We start from the raw sequence: 22,845 nt of genomic DNA, 5'->3' as shown, positions 1-22,845 counted from the left end.
CTCAATACTCAAAGGGCAAGGCGTGCGCGATGCCGCAACAGAATCCAAAGGAAGAACGGGCCGCCGACGGCGGCCGTAATGATGCCGATCGGCAGTTCGGCCGGCGCGACGATGGTCCTGGCAAGAACATCGGCAAAAATCAGCAGCGAGCCGCCGAGAAGCGCCGAAGCTGGCAGCAGGAAGCGGTGATCGGGGCCGATCGACATGCGCAGAACATGCGGAACGACGATGCCGACGAAGCCGATGCCGCCGCTGACTGCGACCGAAGCACCCGTCGCCCCGGCGACGGTGACGATGGCGATGTTCTTCAGCCGCTGAACAGGGACGCCCATGTGAAAGGCTGTAGCCTCACCGAGAGTGATGGCATTCAGGCCAGGGGCCATGAAGGGTATCGCCGCAAAGGAGAGAAGAATGATCGGGCCGGCGGCGGCGATCTTTGCCCATGTCGCCCCGGCAAGCGATCCCATCCCCCAGAAGGTGAGGTCGCGGAGTTGCTGATCGTTGGCCATGTAGATCAGGAGGCCCGTGAGCGCGCCGGCAAGCGAGCCGAGCGCGATGCCGGCAAGCAGCATCGTGGCAACTGAGGTCTGGCCGTTCCCGGTTGCGATCCGGTAGAGCAGCCACGTGCTGGCAAGTCCGCCGCAGAAGGCTGCGATCGGCAGCGCGTAGATGCCGAGCAGCGTGTAAAGCGGCGCGGCAAAGGTGCTGGCGAGCACGATGATCACCACGGCACCGAGGCTCGCGCCGGAGGACACGCCGACGAGCCCGGGATCCGCAAGCGGATTGCGGAACAAGCCCTGCATGATGGCGCCTGAGACGGCAAGCGAGCCGCCCACCAGGAAACCCAGGATCGCGCGGGGCATTCGGATATCGAAGATGATGATCCGGTCTCTGGCGTTCAGCGCATCGTCCGAGCCGGCCATGTTGGCGATGACGTCGAGGAACGAGGCGTTGGAAGCACCCGTTGTCACTGAGAATAACAGGGACAGGACGGACCCGACGGCAAGCAGAACGATTGCCAGCAGCGCGAGGCGACTGCGATCACCCGCCCTTTGAAGCTCCCGCAGACCTGTCAGCGAAAACATGGAGCGCTTCTGTCCGATGGCGTCCTGCAGAGCCATTATCAGCTTCCGTAGATCGCTGCGTTCAACTCACGGACGGCGCTCGCGGTGCGCGGGCCGAACCCGAGCAGGTGGAGGCCGTCCATGCGAATGATTGCCTTGTTTTGCGCCGCGGGTGTCAGGGCCAGCGCGGGCTGCTTCAGAAGATCTTCATCCTTGGTGGCTGACCCGTCGCCGCGGTTCATCATCAAGATGACGTCAGGCTTGGCTTCCACGATCGCCTCGTCGGTTAGCGGCTTGTAGCCCGGGAAATTGCCGACGGCATTGACGGAACCGGACAGCTTGATGATGCCATCGGCTGCCGTGCCGGTTCCGGAGGCCATGATCTTTCCTCCTTGCATACTCAGAATGAAGAGGATGCGCTTCCGCTCGCCTTCGGGGCGCTTGGCGGCGTCGGCGATTGCCACGTCAAGATCCACACCCACCCTTTCCTCTAGCGCCTTTGCCTTGTCGGGCTGGCCGAGGAGATCGCCGACCCGGTCGATCTTGGCGAGGATGCCTTCGCGGGTATAGGCGTTGGGCACGGTCTCGAAGGGGACGCTCGCGCTCTTGAGCACGTTCAGCGCTTCCGGTGGCCCGGATCCCTCGATGGCGATGATCGCCGTCGGGTTCATGGCGAGGATGCCCTCCGGCGATAGCGCGCGCATGTAGCCTACGTCGGGCAGCTTTGTTGCCGCTTCGGGATACAGGCTGGTCGTGTCGCGCGCGATCAACCGGTCCTGCTCACCGAGCGCGTAGATGATCTCGGTGACATCGCCGCCAACGGACACAAGGCGCGTCGTATTCAGTTTTTCAGCGGCCGGGGCATTCGAGACCGGAGCCAGCGACAGCACAATAACCGTGGCTGAAAACGCCATCGCCCGAAGCCGCTTGCTGCGCGGTGCCTTACGCATCGTTATCCCCTTGCTCATGCCGCGACGCTGGTTCCTGCGCGCGGCAGGTTTTCCATGATCGAGCGCCAATCGTCGCGCTCATCGGTGCCTTCCTTGCGCTTGCCGAAGAACTGGATGATCATTTCGCCCTCGGCATTGTAGGCCTCGAGCGAGGTTACATGGCCGTCCTTTGTCGGCTTGCGTACCGCCCAGGTCTCGGCGATGTGATCCTGCCGAAGATGCAGGTGGAAGGTCGGGTCGAAGATATTGATCCACGGACCCATCGGCTGCAGGTTGAATATCGGGCCGGAATGGATCTGCACGATGCCGTTGTTTGCCACGAAGCACATGACCGGCAGACCGGCCTTGACCGAAGCGTGCATCATCTCCGCCGTTGCCGTGTTGTCGAGTTGCCACGCGTAGTCGTCGCCGACGGTGCGAACGGCGGCTCGGCGGCCGATCTTCAGCTTGCGCAGCATGCCGAAGAACTCGTGCGTGTCGGTGAGCTTGCTCCAGTGCTCCCGCAGTTCATCGCGGGTGACCTCGCCGCTCTCATCCATCGATGAGGGCGTCGGATCAGCGTTGAATTCTTGCGACTGATCGTCGAGCGTCAGATCCCGGACGATGGCGCGATAGGCTTCGACATTCGAGTCCGGGCGAAGATGGATCTTGTGAACCGCGTTGCCTGCCTTGTCGAAATACTGCAGGCTGAGTCGCTCCTGGTCGCCGTCCTTCTTAGAGACGGCAAAAGCATGCGCCCAGCGGTTTGGAAAAATGCGCAGGTCGATGTTTTCCCCGAGCACGATCGAGGCGTGCGGCCCGGCGGTGATGTTCTCGTAAACGCCGATCTTTTCGTGAACGGCGCTTTCGTTACGGGAAAGGGCCATGACTTCGCCGAGTTCAGCGACCCGCTCCAGGAGCTTCACGGCGCTGCCGTCGATGCGGGTTGCGGTGATGCCGACTTCGGCCGCAACGAGAGCAGCTTCCGAAATCTGAAGCTGTGCGGCGATATCGCGCTCGCGCATCTTCGGATTCTCCGCGCGAAATGCGCGTATGTCGGCGGGAGCCGGTTTCGTGGTTTCAGTCATGTCCTAGCCCTACTTGTTGAGAATGAGTTTGCCCTGACGGGTGATTTTCATGCGGTAGACCACGCCGTCGTGACGGATCATGATCTCGGTCGCTCCGCGAAAAATGTCCGCACTTTCCAGAACGCGCATTTCTGCCGTTGGTTCGCGCTGCGGCGACGCGTGACTAAAGCTATCTGGCTTCTCAACCATCATTTCGATCGGCTATTTCCGCTCGATCCGCGGCGTCCAAACGCCCGGAAAATCCATAATTATCTTGACTTTCATAGTCATCATTTTTTAATGACGCAATAGCGGAGTTTAGAAGTCAAGTTTTAGAGTTTATTGATGGAAGGAATGGCAGTGAGCAAGGTTGCAGCGCTTTTGACGAGCGGTCTGATCGTGGTTGCGAGCGCATCGCAGGTTTTTGCTCAGGACGCTGCTGCAGCGTCGCCGGCCAAGGGCCTTGAGGTCGAGTTGAACGGTCTGGCGCCATCACAGAAGGGCTGCATGATGACCTTCGTTGCGCTCAACAATCTTGCCGCGCCAATCAGCAAAATCTCCTTCGAGCTTGCTTTCTTCAACGACAAGAACGCGGTCGACCGGGTTACCGTGCTGGACTTCCGCGATCTGCCGCAAGGCAAGAAGCGTGTGCGCCAGTTCGACATGCCGAACGTCAACTGCGAGAGCGTGACGCGCTTGCTGATCAACGACGCGCCAGTCTGCGACGGGCCGGCCTCGGGAGAGTGCATGAAGGGCCTTGTCACTCGTTCACAGGTTTCCGTTCCCTTCGAGGGTTGAGTGGTTCGCCGGCATGACAGCCGACGGTTTTCTGTTTCAACTGGCCGAGGCAGGCACAAATGGCAGTTTCAGCAAAATCCAAATCGAGAGTCATTCTCGTCGAGGAACCGGTCGCTGACGGCGGAATGAACGACAACAATCCCGGCATGCATCCCGGGCATGAATTGTCCGATCTTCGCAATGTGCCACGCCAGCCAGCCGCCGAAGCTTCCATACACTACGCGCGCCTGGCGTTGATCGAATCCTTCCCGCAGGCTCCGCAGAGTGCGAGCAGCACCGTCGCAACCGCGCCGTCGCTGGAGGCGAGCGCCGAAAGGGAAGAGAACGCGAAACCACCTCAGCGCAATGTGGTGATGGCTTGCCTCAGTTCCTTTGCCTGCCATGCGGCCGTCATCGCGATGCTGGTGGTCGGATTTGTGGTCACACCGCACGATCCGGTCGAAGAGGCCGGCGAAGTCGTGAGCGTCATTATCCTTGGCGATTCGGAAGCGGACCAAGCGGCGGCGGGCGAGAAGGCTGAGGAGCAGCAGCCCGAGCAGATCGTAGCCGAGACCGCGCAGACTCAGACGGTCCAGCCGACGGCGGCGACGCCGACGGAAACGGTGACCACCGAGCCGGTAACCGTTGCGCCTACACAAGAGGTTACGCGCGTTTCACCGGAGAACATCGTTGCCGCGGAACCGGAGGTTTTGACTTCGCTCTCATCGGCCGAGACGTCCTTCGTGCAGCCGATGGCGACCGAAGTGCCGCTCGAGGTGCCTGCGGAAACGCCTCCGGTTGCTCAAGCGGCGCCGGAAGAGATCAAGCCGGTTCAGCCGGTGGAAACGGCGGCGGTCGCTCCCGAGCCGGATAAACCAACACCGGAGCCGAAGCTGAAAGCGGAAAAGCCCGTCAAGAAGCCGATCGAGAAGAAGGAGCCGCCGAAGAAGGTTCAACCATCCGCAGGATCCGGCGGTGAAAACGAGCAGGATTCCAAGAGAGGGTCCGCCGACGGGACCGAGACGGCAACATCGAACCAGAATTCGCGTGGGGCTGGCAGCAGTGGCGGTGCGGGGAGCGCGGCCGTCGCCAATTATCCCGGCAAGGTACAATCCCGGATTCGTCGCTCGGTCAGGGTGCCGTCGGAGTACAAGCGCATGAGCACATCCATGAGCGTTCGCGTTCGCCTGACAATCGGCGCCAGCGGCGATCTGAGCGGTCTTTCGATCGCGCGCAGCTCCGGTATTCCGGAGCTGGATCAGGCTGTTGTCGAGGGCATCCGCCGCGCTGCTCCGTTCCCTCCGCTCCCTGTCGAGTGGGGCAAGCCGGTCTGGTCGTTCAGCCAGGACGTCCAGGTGACGGGTCATTGATAAAATATGACTTCTATAATCAACTTTATACTTTACTCTAAAAATCAAGTTTAATAAGGTCCCCCGGCACACGCAGGAATCGTGTGACGATCAACGAGCGAACGGGTGGGCAATGGCTCGAAAGACGAAGAAGGGTTCCAACCGCGAGATCCGCGTTAACGCTGATGCTCAGACGGTTCAGGAAACGTCGGGGCGGTCCAAACTTGATGGACGCAGTTTCCTGTATGTCGGCGGACGGGACTGCCAGGTGGCGCATCTTCGCCAGATCGCAAGCGATTTCGGGGCAGAGCTGATCCATCACGACGGCGGTTTGCGCGAGGCGGTCTCCCGCATCGACACCGTACTTCCCTCGGTCGACTGCGTCTTTTGCCCGATCGACTGTATCAGCCACGATGCCTGCCTGCGCGTGAAGACCGGCTGCAAGAAGTTCGGCAAGGCCTTCATCCCGCTTCGAAACGGCAGCAAGTCCAGTCTGGAACGTGCGTTGCAGACAATGAACGAACGAGACAATTCCCGATGAATGAAGAACGCCCCGGTGGGGTCATGATGATCGGCCTGCACAAGATCGCCGCTCAAAGAGGCGACGGCCTTGTGCCGGAGCTTTACGAACTGCTGCTCCGGAATGCCGAGCGGCGCAAGGACTATCCCAACGTATCGGAGTTTCCCCTCTGGGAGGCACGGTTGCCTGGCCAACAGCCTGAAAAGCCGCTTGGTCTGGAGGCCGCAAACGGCAATAATGTTGTAGCCTTCGCGCCTTCGCGCGTCGCTGCGAAAAGCAAAGCGTAGGGATCACCCATGTATATTGCAATGAACCGCTTCAAGGTTGCGATTGGATCCGAGGCAGACTTCGAGAATGTATGGCGCTACCGCGATTCCAGCCTCTCGCAGGTTCCTGGCTTTGTTGAATTCCGGCTGCTGCGGGGCAAGACTAATGCGGAAGAGGACTACACGCTGTTTTCCTCGCACACGCTCTGGCAAAGCGAGGACGACTTCCTGAACTGGACGAAGTCCGAAAACTTCCGCGCCGCGCACCGCAACGCTGGTGAACGCAAGGCAATGTATAAGGGGCCTCCGGTTTTTGAAGGCTTCACCGTGGTTGCTGGCATCTGAAATGACCGAACAGGATCCGGATCGTGTCGAAGTCCTTCCGGTCTTGCCATCGCTTGATCTCGATGAAACGCTGGCCTTTTATCGCGACCAGCTCGGCTTCGACCGGATCATCCACCAATCTCCGGACTATCTGATCCTCCGCCGGAACGAGATGGAGTTGCATTTCTGGCTGGCGCGCGACCGGGCGTTATGCGAAGCGACGTCCGTCTATCTGCGTGGCCGTCGGATCGCTGCGCTCCATGCGGAGTATCAGGAGAAGCGGGTGGCGCGTCTGACCGCACTTGAGCGACGGCCGTGGGGCATGGAAGAGTTCTATATCCATGACCCGCATGGCAACCTGCTGCGGTTTGGGCGCATCCCCGTCAGCTGATCGATCAGCCTCGGCGAATGAAAGCGCCCACGGCGATCGCCAGCCAGCCGAACATCATGGCAAATCCGCCGGAGGGGGCCGCCAGCGGAAACAGGCCGGAGCCAGCGTAGCGCAAAACAACGAGATCCCCGGCAAACAGAAGCGTGCCGACCCCTATCAGTATGCCGGCAAGCCACGCCGTCTTAAGTTTTTCGGCGCCGATCGCGAGGGCGAACAGGGTGGGGGCGTGCGCCAGGCACATTGCCGAAGCCGAAGCGAGAAGATGCGCGTCGCCGCCGCCATGCGCTGCGGCCGCGGCCAGCGCCACGCCGGCAAAACCGAACAAGCCGGCAAGCAGATAAAACAGCGGCGCAATACGCGCGTTCAGCGTCATGGTCATCCGTGTTCCTTGTTCTGCATGTGATATGCGAGGCGTTCGATGGGGGGCAGGATGATCTCGCGCAGCTTCGGATTGGCGATGGTTTCCTCGAGCGCGCGACGGAAGCAATGTAGCCACTCGTCGCGTTCCACCGGACCGATCTCGGCAACGAAATGCCGGCTCTTGAGGCGTGGGTGACCGCGCTTGTCGGTGTAGAGCGGCGGGCCGCCGAAATATCCAGTCAGGTATTCGTAGAATTTCTCCTCGCTGCCTTCCAGCGTCGGCGGATGGACGGCGCGAACGTGCTGTGCCTCCGGCAGCGTATCCATCAGCTCATAGAAGCGGCGACACAGGGCGCGGACGGCCTCGTCGCCGCCAATCGCCTCATAAAGCGTAATGACATTTTCCGTCACGGTTCCATTCCTCGAAATCGGACTCTTAATGCACTGCGGGGAGCGGGACTGCAACCGCTTGGATCAGCACGCGGCAATTCGCCATCCGCACAGACAGTCGAATATGAGTTGGCTTGACAAAACCGTCTGGACGGTATCTTCTGTTGGCATGTCACTCGCTCATCATCGCCGCAAACAGCCCCTTGTCGTGCGCCAGCAGCTGCTGGACGTGGCCGCTCGCCTCACGATGGAGCAGGGCATGGCCGCACTGACACTGGATGCCGTATCCGGCGCATCAGGCGTCAGCAAGGGTGGGCTACTGCACCATTTCCCGACGAAGAACGCGTTGCTGGACGCCCTTTTCGAAAGTCTCCTGGATCGCTTCGACGCCGATATTGACGAGCGCATGCGCGAAGACCCTACCCCGCATGGCCGCTTCAGCCGGGCCTATCTGCATGCTGTCGCCGATCTTAGGGATAAGCCCGACGAGGCCGCCCATTGGGCTCAGGTCACCATGGCGCTGCTCGCCGAGCCAAGGCTTCGGCAGCGCTGGCGCGAGTGGGTGCAGGAGCGGACGGAGGAATATGTCGGCACGGATTCGTCCGTCGATGCGCAGATCGTTCGATTTGCGGCCGATGGGCTCTGGCTTGCCGACATGCTCGGCAGTCATGACAGCGGCGGCGACCGCCAGGCGCTCATCTCCCGTCTCGTCGAATTGGCCAACAAGTAGGGTAGGTCCACCATGGCTCCAGCTGCCGTCTATGCGCTGCTCTTTGCTGCGATCGCGCTCGAGGTCATCGGCACGACGGCGCTGCAGTTGTCGCAGCAGTTCACCCGCGTAGGACCGACGGTCGTGGTGGTCGTCTGCTACGCGACAGCATTCTATTGCCTGTCTATGACCTTGAAGATCATCCCCGTCGGGATCGCCTATGCGATCTGGAGCGCGCTCGGCATCGTGCTGATATCCGGGGTCGGCCTCGTCTATTTCAAGCAGCGGCTCGATGCGCCGGCGATCGTAGGGCTCGGGCTGATTATCACCGGCGTGCTCGTGGTCAACCTCTTCTCGAAGTCCATCTCGCATTGATCTTGCCCGAAGGCGGGCAGATGCGGGTAAATGTCCTGCGCCGCGGGTCCCCTATATGTCGTCGCGACATTTGACCTCATCCTGCGCGATCTTGCGAAACATGCGGTCCTGTCCATATTTCTTTGAGCTTTGGGCCGCTTGTTCCACGCATTGGACCACTCATGACCGACCGCACCACCGATTCAGGTCTTTCCGGCAAACCTACCCAGTCCAGGGACCAATCCCTTAACACTGCCGGCATCACGCCGATGGGTCGACCAAGCGCAATTACGCGCTTCTTCATGGGTATCGTCGCGTGGGCGGAAAAGCTGAACTTCAAATATGCCAGGCTCGGCAACCCGCCGGTCTATGATACCGCGACATTCCCTTGGGTCGCCGAGGTTGAGAAGGCGTGGCCGGAGATACGGTCCGAGCTGGACCGCGTGCTCGTGCGGCAGAGTGAACTGCCGTCATTCCAGGACATCTCGACTGATGTGAAGACGATCTCAAGCGATAGTGGCTGGAAGACCTTCTTCCTCGTCGGGTTTGGCGTGATGTCGGAACAGAATATCAGGGCATGCCCGCAAACCTGGGAGGCGGTGCAGAAGATCCCGGGATTGAAAACCGCCATGTTCTCGATCTTCGAGCCCGGAAAGCATCTGCCGGCTCATCGCGGACCTTACAATGGCGTGCTTCGCCTGCATCTCGGGATGATCGTACCGGAGCCTGCCGACAAGCTTGCCATCCGGGTCAAGGATCAGATCTGCCGTTGGCAGGAAGGAAAGGCGCTGATCTTCGACGACGCCTACGAGCATGAGGCGTGGAACCATACCGACGAGACGCGCGTGGTGCTCTTTATCGATTTCGTGAAGCCGTTGAAGTTCCCGGCGCGCTTTGTGAACTGGACGCTGATGAACCTTGCCGTTTTCACGCCCTTCATTCGTGAGGGGTTGGACAATCACAAGGCATGGGAAAAGAAGTTCTACGCGGAAGCGGAAGCCTTCAGAAACACGCCGCAGAACTAACCTTTCGCCTGCATCGCCGATCAATTGAGCCGTAGAATTGCGCAGGCTTTGCTGCGGTGCCAAGCTTCGTTCAATTGTTGTTGGCTGCCATCAATCGGCGCTGCGCGCTTATGGCCAGATACATCACGTAGTCTTCTGCGGCGTCTGCGAGATGAAGAGCAATTTCCTCTTCCCGCCATCCCGCCGCGACCGCGCGACGGACAACTTCGGTGATTGCCATATTGCAGGCAGCTTCGCATTCCCGCGAGCGTCCCATATCGTCGGCGCTATATTTCGGAGTTCGGATGTTTGTCATGGCTGCAACGTGCCACAATCCCCTGCGTTTTCAATGGGATGCTAATGGAGTGGTTAGCCGGTAAGGTTAAGTGCAGTGCGGTTGCGTCAAAAAGAAAAACGGCGGCTTCGCATGCGCTAATATGGCACTTCCGGCGCTGCTAATATGTGCCGATTTCGCCAAGAATGCCGAATGAAGTTTGCTCCTCAGCGAGCGAGCCTAGCTCGCAAATGACATTTCCGTGTGAGCTACCTTGCCTAGCCTTCGGGCATGCAATGTCGGCGTCGCGGCAAATTATGATTGGTCGCCGGCAGTGACGAGCAGAAAGTCCCGCAATTGCTGGGCAAAAAAACGATCCGCTAACCACAATCGTCATGCGCCCAACAATATCATTGAATTCTAATCGATAGGATGTTATCTAATTCCATGACAACGAATCAGACACAAACCTGGGCCGAGTTCGCACCATTGCTTATGATCTGCGGGCGCGGGTGGCGTCGCGCTTTGAACGCCATTCTGACCGAGCACAATCTATCCGATGCCAGCGCGGCGCCGTTGATTGCGCTGCTTCGGCATGGCGACCGGATCCCACAGGGTGTTCTGGCCGAACGGGTCGGTGTGGAAGGGCCGACGCTCGTGCGGGTTCTTGATAGTTTGGAAAATGACGGCTTGATCCGCCGGGTCCCCGATGAGGCGGACCGTCGCATCAAGCTGGTGCAACTCACCGGAGGAGGCACAGCGGTCGCCGAGCGCGCCGAAAGCTGTGCGGCGGAGCTGCGAGCACAGATCCTTGGCGACCTCGATCCTGAACAGGTCGGGGCCGCCCTGGAAGTCCTGCGCGCCATCGCGGCGAAAACCGCGGCCCTATCCGGAATACAGGAAAATGACGAGTAGCAAGAACGCGACCGATCCCAGTCTGGGAGACGTCGTTTTTTCCATCAAGACCTTCGCCGCCGCAATGCTGGCGCTTGGCCTTGCGCTTTGCTTCGACCTGCCAAACCCATACTGGGCGGTCGGCACGGTTTACATCGTGGCCCATCCGCTGTCCGGGGCGAGTACGTCGAAGGCGCTCTACCGACTGATTGGCACCGCACTCGGCGGTACGGTCACGGTGATCCTGATCCCCAACCTCGTCAATTCGCCTGAATTGCTGACGCTTGCGATTGCGCTGTGGATGGCCTTTTGCCTCGGCGTCAGTCTGCTCGACCGGACGCCACGGAGCTACAGCTTCATGCTGGCGGGCTACACGACCGCTCTCACCGGATTCCCGATCGTCGCAAATCCGGACACGGCCTTTACCTATGCAACTGCCCGCGTCGAGGAAATCGCGCTCGGCATCATCTGTGCGGCGATTGTCAATCGTATCTTCTTTCCCCGGCATGCAGGGCCGGTTCTGGCCGCGCGCATCAATGCCTGGCTGCGAGACGGCGCCGAGCTCGCCATTGGCACGCTGGAGGGCAGGGGACGCGATCCTTCGCTTCTGGCGGCAGCCCGACGGCTGGCTGCCGACGCAGTCGACCTCCACGGCTTTACCACTCACGTGGCCTACGACACTTCGGCACTGCGCGATATGGTCGGTCGCACCCGAATGCTGCAGCAGCGCATGGTTGCGATGCTGCCTGTCGTTTCAGGGTTGGCTGACGTGCTGCACGCGCTCGACAAGGCGACGCCGGGCAAATTCACACCCGCGATCACTGCACTCGTAACCGAAGTCAGCGCGTTGCTCGAAAACGGTGCGCCTCTTGCCGAGGATAAGCGCCAGCAGCTCCTTGCCCTGATAGCGAAGTCTGAGGAGGAGGGACACGAGCAACAGGAGTGGAATGGGCTTCTTGCTCACAACTTCACCGCTCGCATCCGCGATCTGGTGCAGATCTGGGGCGACTGTCTCAGTCTGCGCGAGGATATCCAATCCGGATCGCATCACGATCTTCGTTGGCGCCGCTTCGGCACGTCGTTCGATCGCGCGCCGATCCACAAGGACTACGGCATGGCCGTTCACTCCGGCCTATCCGTGATGCTGGCGACGTTCATTGCCACAGCCCTCTGGATCTATACCGGCTGGCCGCAAGGCAGCGCCGCCGCGATGATGGCAGGTGTGCTCTGCTGCATCTTTTCATCGATGGACGATCCCGCGCCGATGATGATCAAGTTCGTCAATGTGGCGATCGTCACCGTGATCGCAGCGTTTGTTTTCGAGTTCGGCCTGATGCCGTTGGTCCATACCTATGTCGAGCTTGCCGCAGCACTTGGATTGGTCCTGGTGCCGGCGGGGTTGTTGATGACCAAGCCATCGCTCGCTCTCTACGGCATGGGCTTCTGCGTGAACCTGCCGAACATGCTGACGCTGCAGGATCGCTTGAGCCTGGATCTCGCCTCCTTCCTCAATTCGAACGCGGCCATGATCATCGGCATGGTGATCGCCTGCGGAACGACCGTTCTTGTTCGTTCTGTCGGTGCAGAATGGACCGCCTACCGGCTGCTGCGCTCGGGCTGGACCGATATCGTCGCTGCGGCGCGTCGCCCTGAGGACGTCGACTTCACGAAGTTGCTTTACCGGATGGTCGACCGGTTTGGCCTGGTTGCCCCGCGCCTGGCGATGATCCCGGCCGAGTCCGCCGTCGCTCAGACCGATATCCTGCGGGATCTGCGGAACGGCCTCAATACGCTGGAGCTCCAACGCCACAAGCAGCTTGTCTCGCGCGACAAGCGCGAGCCGATCGAGAACGTGCTGTCGGGCGTTGCGGCTTATTATCAGCAGAAGCAGAAGAGCCGGGATGCTCAACCCGACGGCAACCTGCTGACGACACTGGACCAGTCGCTCGCAGCACTGATTGAGGCCGGCCGGTCGTCGGCGATCGAGGGCGCGCGCCGCTCGATGACAGCGCTCAGATACACTCTCTACCCGGATGCAGCCTCCCTCGCTCAGGCTGTCACGGGCGCGACAGCCGGAACTGCAAAGGAACATGCGGCATGAGGCCGGATATCGATATTTACGGGGTCTTTCTCCCAACGCTCGGCGCGATCGCATTCGCCGCTTACCTCCTCAACGCCATCCTGCGGAGTGCACTGGCGTATGTCGGCTTCTATCGTTTGGTCTGGCATCGACCGCTCTTCGACACGGCCATGTATTTCTGCCTGCTCGGCGCCATCGCGCTATCTTTGAATAAGGTGTCACTATGAAATCGCTTTTCGCTCATTCCGGTCGCTTCCTGGTTACCGGCGTCATGGTCGCTTTGGCGGGAGTGCTCGGCTGGCATTTGTGGGACTACTACATGGACGAACCATGGACCCGCGATGGCAAAGTTCGCGCGGACGTCGTACGCCTAGCCGCCGATGTCTCCGGGATCGTCAGTGAAGTCGATGCAAAGGACAATCAGACTGTTCGCAAGGGCGACGTGATCTTCCGTATCGATCAGGCGCGTTTTACGCTCGCCTTGCGCCAGGCCGAAGCGCAGATGGAAAGCAGCAAGGCGGCTCTCGACCTGGCGAGAAGCGACCTCGAGCTCTATCGCAAACTTGGCGAGAGCTCGGTGACACGGCAGAAGATCCAGCAGGCTGAGACGACAGTCCAGCAGGACGAGGCCGCCTACAACCAGGCCGTGATCAGCCGTGACACTGCTCAGCTCAATCTCGACCGTTCCGTGGTGCGGGCGCCGGTCAACGGCGTGCTCACCAACTTCTCCATGCAGCCGGGCAATTATGTTACTGCGGGCACCGCCGTTACCGCCCTGATCGACAGCGATTCCTACTACGTCGCCGGCTATTTCGAAGAAAACAAGCTGGACCGCATCAAGGTCGGCGATCCTGCGCTCGTCTATCTGATGGGCAGCAAAACGCCTCTTAAGGGGCATGTCGATGGCGTCGCGGGCGGCATAGAGGATCGCGAACGCAGCGATACCAGCGCGCAGCTCGCTAACGTAACTCCGACTTTCACTTGGGTGCGGCTGGCTCAGCGCGTCCCCGTACGCGTGGCGCTCGATGCGCTGCCCGACGACACGGCGCTTGTCGCCGGTCGCACTGCAAGCGTCACCATCGTTAATTGACCCGAGGCGGCTTCAAGAGCCGCCTTCGCAAAACTGTAAGTTCACCGGTCTGGGCGTCCCGCGATGACCGGATACGCAGCCATTCGGCTTGAGAAAAGCAAAATGACGCCCGGTTCTAGGAGACAGCCGTGGACGACCGTCACGTCATAGAAATCACTACCTGGCTGATGCAGAGCGGGCTCAAGGGCGTGGCCGAAGCGGACCTGCTCGCCGGCTTCTGTGAACGGTGTGGTGCGAACGGACTGCCGGTCGAGCGTTCCGTTGCCGTCATGGACACTCTGCATCCGGTCTATGAACGCCGAGCTTTCCGCTGGGACAGCCGAGAGCCGATCGAGCGGGTGTCGGAATACGGCTTTTCCGGTGCCGGAGCGATCGCCGACAACTGGCTCCGCTCCGCATTCCATCATTTGGAGACGACGGGGTCCGTAGAGGTCCGCAGAAGCCTGAGCAATGGTGACGCGACCGATTTCTACCTGCTGGACGATCTGAAGGCTGCTGGTTTCACAGACTTCATCGCCATTGCGCATCGCTTCGGCGATGGTGGTAYGATCGGAGACATCGACTGCTTCTTCTCCCACTTTGCCACGCGAGCGAAGGATGGATTCTCCGATCGTGACGTCGCGGTATTGCGCGATCTGCTTCCCTGCCTGGCGCTGGCCGTCAAATGCGTGACGATTAGCGGCGTTGCCGGCACGATTGCCAAGGTCTATCTGGGGCAGGATGCGGCCAACCAGGTACTGCACGGCAAGATCACCCGCGGTCAAAGCGACCGCATATCGGCCGCGCTGTGGTTTTCCGACCTTGCCAACTTCACGCACATCTCGGACACAGTCGATCCGGAAGAGATTATTCCGATGCTCAACGACTATGCGGATGCAGTGATCTCGTCGGTGCAGGAAGCGGGCGGCGAAGTGCTCAAGCTGATGGGCGACGGCACGTTGGCGATTTTCAAGGGCAGGCGGCCGAGCGAGGCCTGCTCGGCGGCGTTGAATGCCCGGTCGCTGCTCGATAAACGCCTGCTCGACCTCAATGCGCAGCGCCGTATCGAGGGGAGGCCGGTGACCGACGTCTATCTCGGGCTCCATCTCGGCGAGGTCTTTTACGGCAACATCGGGAGTGCAGATCGCCTCGATTTTACGGTCATCGGGCCTGCCGTCAACGAAGTCAGCCGAATTGTCTCGCTCTGTCGGTCGCTGCAGAGCCGCTTGCTGATGTCGGCGAGTTTCGCGGCAATCGTTGCACCCACACAAATGGACAGCCTGCATTCGATCGGCCAGCATGTCTTGCGCGGCGTCAATCGTGCTCAGGAACTGTTCACGCTGATGCCGCTCATTTGAACTGATCCCGGCCGCGTGACCATACAGGCCCAATTTGCAGCACTCTTGTTGCGTTCCAGGCGGGTACGGAACGTAAATGCCAAGGTAACAAGGCTTGGTGGCCGCTATTAACGCGGGTCTGTTACCGTTGCGTACTTCCGCCAAGCCACTGGCTCGCTAAGATCGTTCAAACGAAGCCGACTGAGGCCGGGGTGGTCTTCATGGGCAAGGAAAACGACGGGCTAAGAACGCCTTCCGATGCCGAGCGGCGAGGGTTACACCGCTTGATGCTGAAGCTGCCCTCGGTCCGCGGGCGGCTTCAACTGATCGGGGAGAAGTCGGAATCTCTTGGCAGCCTCTGCGAGGCCTATGAGGATGCTAGCTCCACCCTCGACCGGCTGAGGAGCAGTGCCGGCGACATGAACCATGCGATGGTCCATGAGTATGAAATGGTCTGCGCAGAGATCGAGGCAGACGTGATCAAGTACTGTCGTGAGCGCGGAGGCGGCGGCCTGGAATAGGACCGACCAGCTCGCACCAATGTCGGTCACGTTTTGGTTTTGTTAGCGTTTTGTGTTGCAACCCCTTGTTTTCTGCGAGGCAAGCCCATCTGTTCTACTTGGCATTGAGCATTGCGTAGCGGGGCGGCAATGAAGGCTAAGGAATACGAAGGCTGGGCTCATGACGTTTCATGCTCGGAAGCCAGCGCAGAACTGGAGCGTCTGCTCGCCGACGAGCGGTTCAGGGCCACCGAAAGAAGCCGCAGCATCCTTAAATATATCGCGGAACAGCAATTCGCTGGGCACGCCGAGGGCGTGAAGGCCTATTCTATCGCCATTGACGTGCTTGGCCGACAAAGCAATTTCGATCCGTCACTCGATCCCATTGTTCGCATCGAGCTCAGCCGATTGCGATCCTCGCTCAGCCAGTATTACGAGGCTTTCGGTGAAGATGGTGGGGTCACGGTTCAATTGCCGAGAGGGCGCTATATTGCGATTTTCACGCGGTCCACCGGTGCATCCCCAGGCATCGATGATCGAGAGCATCCCGCAACGACCTGGGGCGAACCCGTAAAGCTGGTTCCTCAGTTGCCCGTTTCTACGGTTGCGCCGAAAGTCCAAGGCGCCTTCTGGGCGACCTTGCGGCTCGCTGCAACCCTGGCGCTGCTGATGGTCGTGGTCGTAGGCACCGGTATCACCGTTTATGCGGCGCGTACCGTCACAACAACGGCCAAGCCTACAGTCGCACTCACGCTGACTGCGGTGGATGAGGGGCTGCGTGACGAGGCCGCTGTTACTCGGGACATGTTGCTGACCGCCCTCACGCAATTTCAGACTCTGACGGTTTCGCAAGCCGACCGGCGCGAGAGGCCGCTTGCCTCGGTGCTTCGCCCGGCCAGATCGAACGCCTACGCAATCGATATGAAATATTACGGTGATGGTGACGATCGCAGTATCTGGTGGCAGGTCGTCGACACGGCGACGGGCGATCTTCTCAAATCCGGTTTGGAGAGGGTCGATACCAGCGGCAGGACGGTTGCGTCGGTCCGGGAGGAATTGGTCGCGCAACTCTCGCGCCGCTTTGCTGCTACACGTGGGATCATCAACAACATCGAAGCACACGATATGGCTGAGGGCTCGCTTGGCAACGCATGCGTCCTTCAGGCCGAACACGAGTTGGACGACGGCCCGGCATCGGCCCTCGCGCGTACAATCAATTGCCTGGAAAGAACGATTGCGGCAAACCGCTACGATGCCGACGCAACCGCAGCGCTGGCAATGCTGCTAGCGGCGGGGCAGGCGGAGATCACCGACAACAGCAAGCTCGCGCGTGCGCTCGAGCTTGCCAACCGGGCAGTCTCATTGTCGCCGCTTTCGGACCGGGCGCACCTGGCGCTGATGTTGTCGCAATTCTACAGTGGAAGGATCGACGCGGCAATCGCCGCGGGCAACCGCGCGCTCGCGCTCAATCCCAACAACCCCGATGTGGCTGCAAAGCTTGGTCTTGCACTGTTCGCGCTGGGCTATTTTGATGCGGGCGTTTCTCTTGCGCGCGATGCCGGTAGATTAGTCGATGTCGTTCCGCGTGATGCGGTCCTGGTTCTCGCACTCGACGCTTACCGCCGAAGAGATTGGTCGGAGGCTTCGCTGCTTGCCGAGCAGGCAAGTGACAGGAATTTCCTGATCAGCGTCTTGCGCGTTGCCGCACTCGGGCAACTCGGGTCGGATGAAGCGGCGCAGCGGCTTACAGAGCTCCGGCAGCTCACGCCGGATTTCGAGACGACCTTCCGCGAGAGAATGGCGCAGCGACGCTATCAACCGCTGCTTTCCGCCTCCATCGAAGAAGGACTGACGAAAGCGGGCGCCCGCTTCACAGCGGAGGGGCTAGCGACTGCCTTTTAGCCGGCGCTGCAGCGTGTAGTGAGTCCGCGTCGGTAGCGCAGCGAGTTCCGTAAGAGTGTTTCGCTGCGTGCGACCGGCGGCAAGGGCCGCGCATTTGCGCGCGGCTCGCCCGGGCCGATATTGCATGTAGGTTTACAGTCGTGGCTGGTATCGATCGCCGTCTAACTTTGGTTGGCTGCCCCTTTGGCAGTCGTTCGGCGTTTGGCTGGCTTGGCGGGCGCTTCGTCTGAGCCTCCTGAGAGTGCCTTGCGCAGGTTCTCCTCCTGATCCGGCGCTAACGAGGTTTTCAGTACGCGGCCACGCAGCCCCTGGAACTCTGCCAGGACTTTTTCCGGCTGCACCTTGCGTATGAGCACGAAGAGAGCGGAGGAGGAGTTCGGTATGGTTCCGCCAAGAGACTTGATGAATTCGTCGTTGATGCCGTAGTCGGAAAGCGAACCGGAGATCGCGCCAGTGCCTGCACCGACGAGCCCGCCGATCGCAAAGCCGGCGAGCGGATTGAGGAATAGCAGACCAACCAGGGCGCCCCAGAGTGAGCCGGACAAAAGCCCCGATGTGGCCCCGATTGCTGCCAGGTTGAGGCTCTGCTTGAGATGGACCTTGCCGGCTTCATCTCTCACGACGACCACCGCGTCCTCGAGGTCGACCAGATATTCCTTCTTCAGGTTGTGAAGTTTCAACAACACCTTATCTGCTTCATCCATGGCATCGAAGCCGATCACAACGAGTTCCGACATTGTTCGTTCCTTTCGTTTGATAGCAGGGGTACAGAGCGGTTGAACGGCTGGAAAACGCCAGCCGGGAGGCTATTGATCAAACGCGTAAATCTTCTTCCAATCGGCTTTCATATCGACGAGCAGCCAGTTGCGGCTCTCCGCCTCGTCGAGCGCCTTGTCCAGCTTCCCGAAGTCCGATTTGCGATCATAGGCGTATTCGCGATCTGCGTCGGTATGATGAATGATCATTGCAAAGTGCGGTCCCTGGCCAGCCATTACCCAGCGCAGCATCTCGTAGTCGCCGTCCGAATTGCCTGCGGCAAGGATCGGTCGCCTGCCTATGAATTTGTTGATGCCCACCGGCTTGCCCGGGCCATCGTCAACGAAATCGACTTTCGGAAGGCGGTTTAGAACCGGGATGTCGCCGACGAGCGCGTATTGCGTCGTGATCGTGCTTCCGACGACTTGTTCAGGCGGAATGCCGTATGCTTTCTCGGTCATCGGGCGCATGAACTCGACGCCGCCACCCGAAACAATGAAGGTCTTGAAGCCATTGGCGCGCAGGTAATCCAGCAGTTCGCGCATGGGCAGAAATGTCATCTCGTTGTAAGGCTTGCCGGTCTTCGGGTGTCTCGCCGTGGCGAACCAGTCGATGACGATGTTGCGGAAATCGTCGGTCGTCAGACCGGCGTGGGTCTCCATCACAAGCTCGACGAGGCCTCGTTCGCCGCTCTTTGCGATACCCTTGAGATCGCCGGCCAGAATCGACTTGAAGGGTTCCTTTTCCTTCCACTCGGGGTGCTGTGGAGCGAGCGCCTTGACCCGATCCAGTATGAAGCCAAGTTGGAAGTAGAACGGCTGCTCGGTCCAGAGCGTACCGTCGTTGTCGAATACGGCGATGCGGTCCTCGGGCGCCACGTAGTCGGCGCCGCCTTGCGTTGTCACTTTCTTGATGAAGTCGACAATTGCCTGCTTCGATTTGCCATCGTTCCAGGAAGGAAGCTCCTGCGCGAATGCGCTCACCGGCAGCAGCAAGAAAAGCAGGAGGAAGCGCACAGACCGGGACATCGGATACTCCTGATCAGGTTGCAACGCGTTTAATGCAGCGAAAGCCGACGTGACTAGTGGACGTGTCTTCTGGCTCGGCGTGGCGCGCTGCCGGGCGATAGCGCCGGCAGTAGTTCGGGGCGCAAAGATGCGAGCCGCCCTTCAATACTCGCCTCGGGATAAGAATGTTCGGCTGATTGGGATCGTAACTTGCCTCTTTTCCGCCGCCGCGCGGGTTCTCGGGGATGCAGCACGCCTTTGCCGCAGGCTGCGGATGTCGCGTCGACCAATAGTCCTGCGTCCACTCCCAGACATTGCCGATCATGTCATAGGCGCCGTAACCGTTTGGCGCAAACGACCGCACGGGTGTCGTCCGGTCCTTGCCGTCAGGTTTCGTGCTGTGGGTCGGGAAGGTGCCCTGCCAGGTGTTGGCCATGGCAACACCACCGGGCATAAGCTCGTCGCCCCAGGCAAATTCAGTGTCGTCAAGCCCACCACGTGCCGCCAGTTCCCACTCGGCCTCTGTCGGCAGATCCATTCCGGCCCATTCAGCATAGGCCTTCGCGTCGGAGTAGGCGACATGGACAACCGGGTGATCGAGCTTGCCGCGGAGGTCGCTGAGGCCGCCGTAGGGTCGCCGCCAGTTGGCCCCGAACTTGAATTTCCACCACTGAGCGATATCCGCGCCACTCACCGATTTCGGCGGTGTGAAGACAAGAGATCCGGCCCGAAGCATGTTCGGTAGGGCGCCCGGATAGTCCTTCGGGTCGGGCGCCTTCTCGGCCAATGTTACGTGGCCGGTCGCCTTGACGAATTCCTGGAATTTGCGGTTCGTGACAGGCGTCGCCTCGATCCAGAAGCCATCGACGGCAACAGGATGAGCCGGGGCCTCTTCCGGATAATGGTCGTTGGACCCCATCACGAAGGTCCGGCCGGCTATCCAGACTAGGTCGCCATTGTCGTCGCCCTGACGTTGCGGCCGGTGTTCTGCGTCAAATGCCAGTGCCATCGTCGCCTCCGAAAGCCTGCCCTTAATATTCCGCGTCTTGCCTTACCCGTAAGTACGTTACGGTAACACGGCTTCCACAAAACGTTACATCAGGCGTAAATCTGCTGCTGTGGGCCATGAATTCAACTCGGCCAATGGATTTCCGCGCGTCGAAGGGGGCGGGTGTTGCAGTGTTGGGCCGATGCGGCTGCCCGCGCGGCCAATCGAGTGCATCTTCAGGTGCTGCAGGGCCGTTCGGCAGCTTTTGTTGCCACCTGACCTGACTGGAGAGTTCGCCACCGGAAGGCTGTCGCCAGGGGCTTGGCCGTCCGGTGAATCGCTGGCGCGGCGGCTGCTTGAAAAGCAAAGCCGCCCGCCGCCGCTTTGCTATTTTCCTGACGCTGGGCTCTCCAGCGAGCGCATCAAGGCGTCGACCATCTGATCGATGCTGAAGCTCGCGGAACGCTGGCTTGGAGGATAGTCCTTGAACGTCTGCAAGAAGGGGGCGACTCGGTAGACGCCGTACTGGATGAGATAGGCATTCTTCGCCAGCCAGTCATAATACTGGTCAGAGACGACGTCGGCGCGCTCGAAGGGGTCCATGCGCAGATTGAAGACCTTCGGCGCACGCAAACAAGTAAAGGGGTTTGCCCATACCACGAAGCCGCCCGGCTCCCTCTGTTCACAGAACACGATCTTCCAATTGCCATAGCGATAAGCGACGACCTCTCCATCATCGTTGAAATAGTAGAAATCTTCGCGTCCGGACTTCGGCTGCTGTCCTGTCAGGTAAGGAAGCTGGTTGTAACCGTCGAGATGGACCTTGAACTGATTGCCGTTGATGCTTGCGCCATTGAGGAGCTGTTCCTTGATGCCGGGATCGCCGGCTGCGGCAAGCAAGGTCGGAAACCAGTCAAGTCCGGACATCATCTCATTGGACACCTCGCCCGCCGTGATGTGGCCGGGCCAACGAACCATCGCCGGAACGCGGAAGGCGCCTTCCCAGTTGGTATCCTTCTCGCTTCGGAAAGAGGTCGTCGCCGCATCTGGCCAAGACCACTGGTTCGGGCCATTGTCCGTCGTGTAGACGACGATCGTATTGTCGGCGATCTTGAGATCGTCCAACGCCTTGAGGAGCTTCCCGACATCGCCGTCATGCTCGATCATGCCATCCGCATATTCGTTGCCGGGCATGCCGCTTTGCCCCTGCATCGAATCCCGAACATGGGTAAAAGCGTGCATGCGCGTGGTATTCATCCAGGTGAAGAAGGGCTTTCCTTCCTTGGCCTGACGCTGGATGAAATCGATCGCCGCAGCGGTCGTTTCATCGTCGATCGTTTCCATACGCTTGCGATTAAGAGCGCCAGTATCTTGGACCCGTCCGTCAGCGAACGAATGCAAGACGCCGCGCGGCGAATTCGCTTTCACGAACGCCTGGTCGTTCTTTGGATAATAGGGACGCTCAGGCTCTTCTTCGGCATTCAAGTGATAGAGGTTGCCGAAGAACTCGTCGAAGCCATGCTGCGTTGGCAGGAACTCGTCGCGATCGCCGAGGTGGTTCTTGCCGAACTGGCCGGTTGCATAGCCGAGTGGCTTCAGCGCCTGCGCGATGGTAATGTCACGCGCCTGCAAGCCGACCGTTGCTCCGGGAATGCCGACCTTGCAGAGACCCGTACGGAGGCAGACCTGGCCGGTAATGAATGTCGAGCGGCCGGCAGTGCAGCTGTTTTCGGCGTAATAGTCGGTGAACAGCATGCCTTCCTTGGCAATACGATCAATATTGGGCGTCTTGTAGCCCACGACGCCCATCGAATAGGCGCTGATGTTTGTCTGGCCGATGTCGTCACCGAAGATGACGAGTATATTCGGTTTGGTCGTATCTTGAGCCGGCGTCGCCTGCTGCGCATGGGCGATCCCATAGCTGAGGGATGTCGAGGCCAGCGCCAATGCCAAAGCTGCGCCGGCGTGCCGAAGCCGTTTTGAGAGAGATGCACTCATTGCGCTCTCCCTTGTCCATGCAGGTGATTCAACATCTACGCTCTCCTGATTGTAGGTAGGCCAAACTCGGCCGCAGATTCCCACTGAAAAGCGTTGGTCGGTAAGTACGTTACGGTAACAAACGAGGGTCACGACGTAACAGCGCACAGAATGCCTGATTGCTACTGGGTCAACTGCTGTGGTTTGAGATCGCCTTGCAGGGTTTCGTCGACAGGGCGCTTCTTGGCCCGCATCGGCTGTTCAAGCACCGTCACCGGCGCGGCGACAGCCGTGGCTGCGACGTTACCGATGGTCGTCACTGTTCCGCCGACGACAGCGGTAAGTCCTTGGCCGAGCGTGACGTTGGAATCCGTCAGCGTCTGACCGGTGACGATCCGCTGGCCAATCAGCTGAACGATTTCAGGACTTTCGGCGAACTTGCCGTGGTTCAGGCCTTCGCCTTTGACCTTGGTGAGATCGATGGCGGTAATGCCGGCGGCTTCGAGTTTCGAGCGATAGGGCTCAACGGTCGGATCGATCGCGCCCAAACGCGAGAC

28 protein-coding genes are annotated in these 22,845 nt (G+C 60.1%); 16 read left to right on the top strand and 12 right to left on the bottom strand.

Annotation, left to right across the window (positions count from 1 at the left end):
• Positions 1-8: 8 nt before the first annotated feature.
• From AC1DPR_RS20940 to hemP, 4 genes are read right to left on the bottom strand one after another with little or no spacing between them, the layout of a single operon-like run.
• The gene (locus tag AC1DPR_RS20940; RefSeq protein ID WP_018858255.1) at positions 9-1,121 is read right to left on the bottom strand and encodes a FecCD family ABC transporter permease; all 1,113 of its coding nucleotides are present in this window, start codon (positions 1,119-1,121) and stop codon (positions 9-11) included.
• Positions 1,122-1,123: 2 nt separating this feature from the next.
• Positions 1,124-2,020 (bottom strand): heme/hemin ABC transporter substrate-binding protein, encoded by an 897-nt coding sequence (locus AC1DPR_RS20935; protein ID WP_477817089.1) that lies wholly within the window; start codon positions 2,018-2,020, stop codon positions 1,124-1,126.
• Positions 2,021-2,028: 8 nt separating this feature from the next.
• The gene (locus tag AC1DPR_RS20930) at positions 2,029-3,081 is read right to left on the bottom strand and encodes a hemin-degrading factor (protein WP_018858257.1); all 1,053 of its coding nucleotides are present in this window, start codon (positions 3,079-3,081) and stop codon (positions 2,029-2,031) included.
• Between the two features lie 9 nt (positions 3,082-3,090).
• The gene (gene hemP, locus AC1DPR_RS20925; RefSeq protein WP_018116941.1) at positions 3,091-3,273 is read right to left on the bottom strand and encodes a hemin uptake protein HemP; all 183 of its coding nucleotides are present in this window, start codon (positions 3,271-3,273) and stop codon (positions 3,091-3,093) included.
• Positions 3,274-3,414: 141 nt separating this feature from the next.
• Between hemP and AC1DPR_RS20920 the strand changes: the two genes are divergently transcribed.
• From AC1DPR_RS20920 to AC1DPR_RS20895, 6 genes are all read left to right on the top strand, one after another.
• Positions 3,415-3,858, top strand: coding sequence for a hypothetical protein (locus tag AC1DPR_RS20920; protein ID WP_025660163.1), 444 nt, complete (start codon positions 3,415-3,417; stop codon positions 3,856-3,858).
• 59 nt (positions 3,859-3,917) lie between these two features.
• Positions 3,918-5,207, top strand: coding sequence for a cell envelope integrity protein TolA (tolA, locus tag AC1DPR_RS20915; protein ID WP_018858259.1), 1,290 nt, complete (start codon positions 3,918-3,920; stop codon positions 5,205-5,207).
• Between the two features lie 112 nt (positions 5,208-5,319).
• Positions 5,320-5,727 (top strand): DUF2325 domain-containing protein, encoded by a 408-nt coding sequence (locus AC1DPR_RS20910; RefSeq protein ID WP_018116944.1) that lies wholly within the window; start codon positions 5,320-5,322, stop codon positions 5,725-5,727.
• Positions 5,724-5,993 carry a hypothetical protein gene (locus AC1DPR_RS20905; protein WP_018858260.1) on the top strand — a complete coding sequence of 90 codons (270 nt, stop codon included), beginning with the start codon at positions 5,724-5,726 and terminating at the stop codon, positions 5,991-5,993. The genes AC1DPR_RS20910 and AC1DPR_RS20905 overlap by 4 nt, the downstream gene beginning before the upstream one ends.
• A gap of 9 nt (positions 5,994-6,002) precedes the next feature.
• A complete protein-coding gene (hmuQ, locus tag AC1DPR_RS20900) occupies positions 6,003-6,317 on the top strand; it encodes a heme-degrading protein HmuQ (protein ID WP_018858261.1) in 315 nt (104 codons plus the stop codon).
• 1 nt (position 6,318) lies between these two features.
• Positions 6,319-6,687, top strand: coding sequence for a bleomycin resistance protein (locus AC1DPR_RS20895; protein ID WP_018858262.1), 369 nt, complete (start codon positions 6,319-6,321; stop codon positions 6,685-6,687).
• A 4-nt stretch (positions 6,688-6,691) separates the two neighbouring features.
• On the opposite strand, the gene AC1DPR_RS20890 is transcribed toward AC1DPR_RS20895, so the two are convergent.
• Together AC1DPR_RS20890 and AC1DPR_RS20885 are read right to left on the bottom strand one after the other, a co-directional pair.
• Positions 6,692-7,060 (bottom strand): DUF423 domain-containing protein, encoded by a 369-nt coding sequence (locus AC1DPR_RS20890; protein ID WP_025660167.1) that lies wholly within the window; start codon positions 7,058-7,060, stop codon positions 6,692-6,694.
• A gap of 2 nt (positions 7,061-7,062) precedes the next feature.
• Positions 7,063-7,458: a group II truncated hemoglobin gene (locus AC1DPR_RS20885; RefSeq protein ID WP_018858264.1), complete on the bottom strand. Its 396-nt coding sequence runs from the start codon at positions 7,456-7,458 to the stop codon at positions 7,063-7,065.
• Between the two features lie 148 nt (positions 7,459-7,606).
• On the opposite strand from AC1DPR_RS20885, the gene AC1DPR_RS20880 reads away from it, so the two are divergent.
• The 3 genes from AC1DPR_RS20880 (at position 7,607) to olsC (ending at position 9,525) form a co-directional block, all read left to right on the top strand.
• Entirely contained in the window at positions 7,607-8,167 is a 561-nt protein-coding gene (locus AC1DPR_RS20880; protein WP_026371931.1) for a TetR/AcrR family transcriptional regulator, read from the top strand.
• A gap of 12 nt (positions 8,168-8,179) precedes the next feature.
• Entirely contained in the window at positions 8,180-8,521 is a 342-nt protein-coding gene (locus tag AC1DPR_RS20875; RefSeq protein ID WP_018858266.1) for an SMR family transporter, read from the top strand.
• Between the two features lie 161 nt (positions 8,522-8,682).
• The gene (gene olsC / locus AC1DPR_RS20870; protein WP_018858267.1) at positions 8,683-9,525 is read left to right on the top strand and encodes an ornithine lipid ester-linked acyl 2-hydroxylase OlsC; all 843 of its coding nucleotides are present in this window, start codon (positions 8,683-8,685) and stop codon (positions 9,523-9,525) included.
• 70 nt (positions 9,526-9,595) lie between these two features.
• Here olsC and AC1DPR_RS20865 read toward each other — a convergent pair whose 3' ends face one another.
• Positions 9,596-9,820 carry a hypothetical protein gene (locus AC1DPR_RS20865; protein WP_113470922.1) on the bottom strand — a complete coding sequence of 75 codons (225 nt, stop codon included), beginning with the start codon at positions 9,818-9,820 and terminating at the stop codon, positions 9,596-9,598.
• A gap of 405 nt (positions 9,821-10,225) precedes the next feature.
• Between AC1DPR_RS20865 and AC1DPR_RS20860 the strand changes: the two genes are divergently transcribed.
• The 7 genes from AC1DPR_RS20860 (at position 10,226) to AC1DPR_RS20830 (ending at position 17,560) form a co-directional block, all read left to right on the top strand.
• Positions 10,226-10,693 carry a MarR family winged helix-turn-helix transcriptional regulator gene (locus tag AC1DPR_RS20860; RefSeq protein ID WP_018116954.1) on the top strand — a complete coding sequence of 156 codons (468 nt, stop codon included), beginning with the start codon at positions 10,226-10,228 and terminating at the stop codon, positions 10,691-10,693.
• Positions 10,683-12,773 (top strand): FUSC family protein, encoded by a 2,091-nt coding sequence (locus tag AC1DPR_RS20855; protein WP_477817074.1) that lies wholly within the window; start codon positions 10,683-10,685, stop codon positions 12,771-12,773. The genes AC1DPR_RS20860 and AC1DPR_RS20855 overlap by 11 nt, the downstream gene beginning before the upstream one ends.
• A complete protein-coding gene (locus AC1DPR_RS20850) occupies positions 12,770-12,979 on the top strand; it encodes a DUF1656 domain-containing protein (protein ID WP_018116956.1) in 210 nt (69 codons plus the stop codon). The genes AC1DPR_RS20855 and AC1DPR_RS20850 overlap by 4 nt, the downstream gene beginning before the upstream one ends.
• Positions 12,976-13,842: an efflux RND transporter periplasmic adaptor subunit gene (locus tag AC1DPR_RS20845; protein WP_018858270.1), complete on the top strand. Its 867-nt coding sequence runs from the start codon at positions 12,976-12,978 to the stop codon at positions 13,840-13,842. Before AC1DPR_RS20850 ends, AC1DPR_RS20845 begins: the two co-directional genes overlap by 4 nt.
• 128 nt (positions 13,843-13,970) lie before the next feature.
• Positions 13,971-15,179 (top strand): adenylate/guanylate cyclase domain-containing protein, encoded by a 1,209-nt coding sequence (locus tag AC1DPR_RS20840; RefSeq protein ID WP_477817073.1) that lies wholly within the window; start codon positions 13,971-13,973, stop codon positions 15,177-15,179.
• Between the two features lie 191 nt (positions 15,180-15,370).
• A complete protein-coding gene (locus AC1DPR_RS20835; protein WP_018858272.1) occupies positions 15,371-15,679 on the top strand; it encodes a hypothetical protein in 309 nt (102 codons plus the stop codon).
• A 129-nt stretch (positions 15,680-15,808) separates the two neighbouring features.
• Positions 15,809-17,560 (top strand): tetratricopeptide repeat protein, encoded by a 1,752-nt coding sequence (locus tag AC1DPR_RS20830; protein ID WP_018858273.1) that lies wholly within the window; start codon positions 15,809-15,811, stop codon positions 17,558-17,560.
• Positions 17,561-17,721: 161 nt separating this feature from the next.
• Here AC1DPR_RS20830 and AC1DPR_RS20825 read toward each other — a convergent pair whose 3' ends face one another.
• The 5 genes from AC1DPR_RS20825 to AC1DPR_RS20805 form a co-directional block, all read right to left on the bottom strand.
• Entirely contained in the window at positions 17,722-18,297 is a 576-nt protein-coding gene (locus AC1DPR_RS20825) for a DUF1269 domain-containing protein (RefSeq protein WP_018116961.1), read from the bottom strand.
• 69 nt (positions 18,298-18,366) lie between these two features.
• Positions 18,367-19,344: an HAD family hydrolase gene (locus tag AC1DPR_RS20820; RefSeq protein ID WP_018116962.1), complete on the bottom strand. Its 978-nt coding sequence runs from the start codon at positions 19,342-19,344 to the stop codon at positions 18,367-18,369.
• Between the two features lie 13 nt (positions 19,345-19,357).
• A complete protein-coding gene (locus AC1DPR_RS20815) occupies positions 19,358-20,332 on the bottom strand; it encodes a formylglycine-generating enzyme family protein (protein ID WP_018858275.1) in 975 nt (324 codons plus the stop codon).
• A 366-nt stretch (positions 20,333-20,698) separates the two neighbouring features.
• Positions 20,699-22,309 (bottom strand): arylsulfatase, encoded by a 1,611-nt coding sequence (locus AC1DPR_RS20810; protein ID WP_018858276.1) that lies wholly within the window; start codon positions 22,307-22,309, stop codon positions 20,699-20,701.
• A 161-nt stretch (positions 22,310-22,470) separates the two neighbouring features.
• Positions 22,471-22,845, bottom strand: a 375-nt coding sequence (locus AC1DPR_RS20805) for an alpha/beta hydrolase (protein WP_477817072.1), incomplete at its 5' end; no start/stop codon positions are given.

Source organism: Rhizobium sp. 01T417 (genome assembly GCF_056398905.1).
This window is presented reverse-complemented; position numbering and strand designations above follow the sequence as displayed.

Coding starts and splice junctions, on each gene's coding strand:
- hmuQ (WP_018858261.1), top strand. CDS start 6,003: ATGTATATTGCAATGAACCGCTTCAAGGTTGCGATTGGATCCGAGGCA.
- AC1DPR_RS20910 (WP_018116944.1), top strand. CDS start 5,320: ATGGCTCGAAAGACGAAGAAGGGTTCCAACCGCGAGATCCGCGTTAAC.
- AC1DPR_RS20845 (WP_018858270.1), top strand. CDS start 12,976: ATGAAATCGCTTTTCGCTCATTCCGGTCGCTTCCTGGTTACCGGCGTC.
- hemP (WP_018116941.1), bottom strand. CDS start 3,273: ATGATGGTTGAGAAGCCAGATAGCTTTAGTCACGCGTCGCCGCAGCGC.
- AC1DPR_RS20825 (WP_018116961.1), bottom strand. CDS start 18,297: ATGTCGGAACTCGTTGTGATCGGCTTCGATGCCATGGATGAAGCAGAT.
- AC1DPR_RS20830 (WP_018858273.1), top strand. CDS start 15,809: ATGAAGGCTAAGGAATACGAAGGCTGGGCTCATGACGTTTCATGCTCG.
- AC1DPR_RS20880 (WP_026371931.1), top strand. CDS start 7,607: ATGTCACTCGCTCATCATCGCCGCAAACAGCCCCTTGTCGTGCGCCAG.
- AC1DPR_RS20875 (WP_018858266.1), top strand. CDS start 8,180: ATGGCTCCAGCTGCCGTCTATGCGCTGCTCTTTGCTGCGATCGCGCTC.
- AC1DPR_RS20820 (WP_018116962.1), bottom strand. CDS start 19,344: ATGTCCCGGTCTGTGCGCTTCCTCCTGCTTTTCTTGCTGCTGCCGGTG.
- AC1DPR_RS20890 (WP_025660167.1), bottom strand. CDS start 7,060: ATGACGCTGAACGCGCGTATTGCGCCGCTGTTTTATCTGCTTGCCGGC.
- AC1DPR_RS20855 (WP_477817074.1), top strand. CDS start 10,683: ATGACGAGTAGCAAGAACGCGACCGATCCCAGTCTGGGAGACGTCGTT.
- AC1DPR_RS20860 (WP_018116954.1), top strand. CDS start 10,226: ATGACAACGAATCAGACACAAACCTGGGCCGAGTTCGCACCATTGCTT.
- AC1DPR_RS20815 (WP_018858275.1), bottom strand. CDS start 20,332: ATGGCACTGGCATTTGACGCAGAACACCGGCCGCAACGTCAGGGCGAC.
- tolA (WP_018858259.1), top strand. CDS start 3,918: ATGGCAGTTTCAGCAAAATCCAAATCGAGAGTCATTCTCGTCGAGGAA.
- AC1DPR_RS20850 (WP_018116956.1), top strand. CDS start 12,770: ATGAGGCCGGATATCGATATTTACGGGGTCTTTCTCCCAACGCTCGGC.
- AC1DPR_RS20905 (WP_018858260.1), top strand. CDS start 5,724: ATGAATGAAGAACGCCCCGGTGGGGTCATGATGATCGGCCTGCACAAG.
- olsC (WP_018858267.1), top strand. CDS start 8,683: ATGACCGACCGCACCACCGATTCAGGTCTTTCCGGCAAACCTACCCAG.
- AC1DPR_RS20810 (WP_018858276.1), bottom strand. CDS start 22,309: ATGAGTGCATCTCTCTCAAAACGGCTTCGGCACGCCGGCGCAGCTTTG.
- AC1DPR_RS20940 (WP_018858255.1), bottom strand. CDS start 1,121: ATGGCTCTGCAGGACGCCATCGGACAGAAGCGCTCCATGTTTTCGCTG.
- AC1DPR_RS20930 (WP_018858257.1), bottom strand. CDS start 3,081: ATGACTGAAACCACGAAACCGGCTCCCGCCGACATACGCGCATTTCGC.
- AC1DPR_RS20895 (WP_018858262.1), top strand. CDS start 6,319: ATGACCGAACAGGATCCGGATCGTGTCGAAGTCCTTCCGGTCTTGCCA.
- AC1DPR_RS20920 (WP_025660163.1), top strand. CDS start 3,415: ATGGCAGTGAGCAAGGTTGCAGCGCTTTTGACGAGCGGTCTGATCGTG.
- AC1DPR_RS20865 (WP_113470922.1), bottom strand. CDS start 9,820: ATGACAAACATCCGAACTCCGAAATATAGCGCCGACGATATGGGACGC.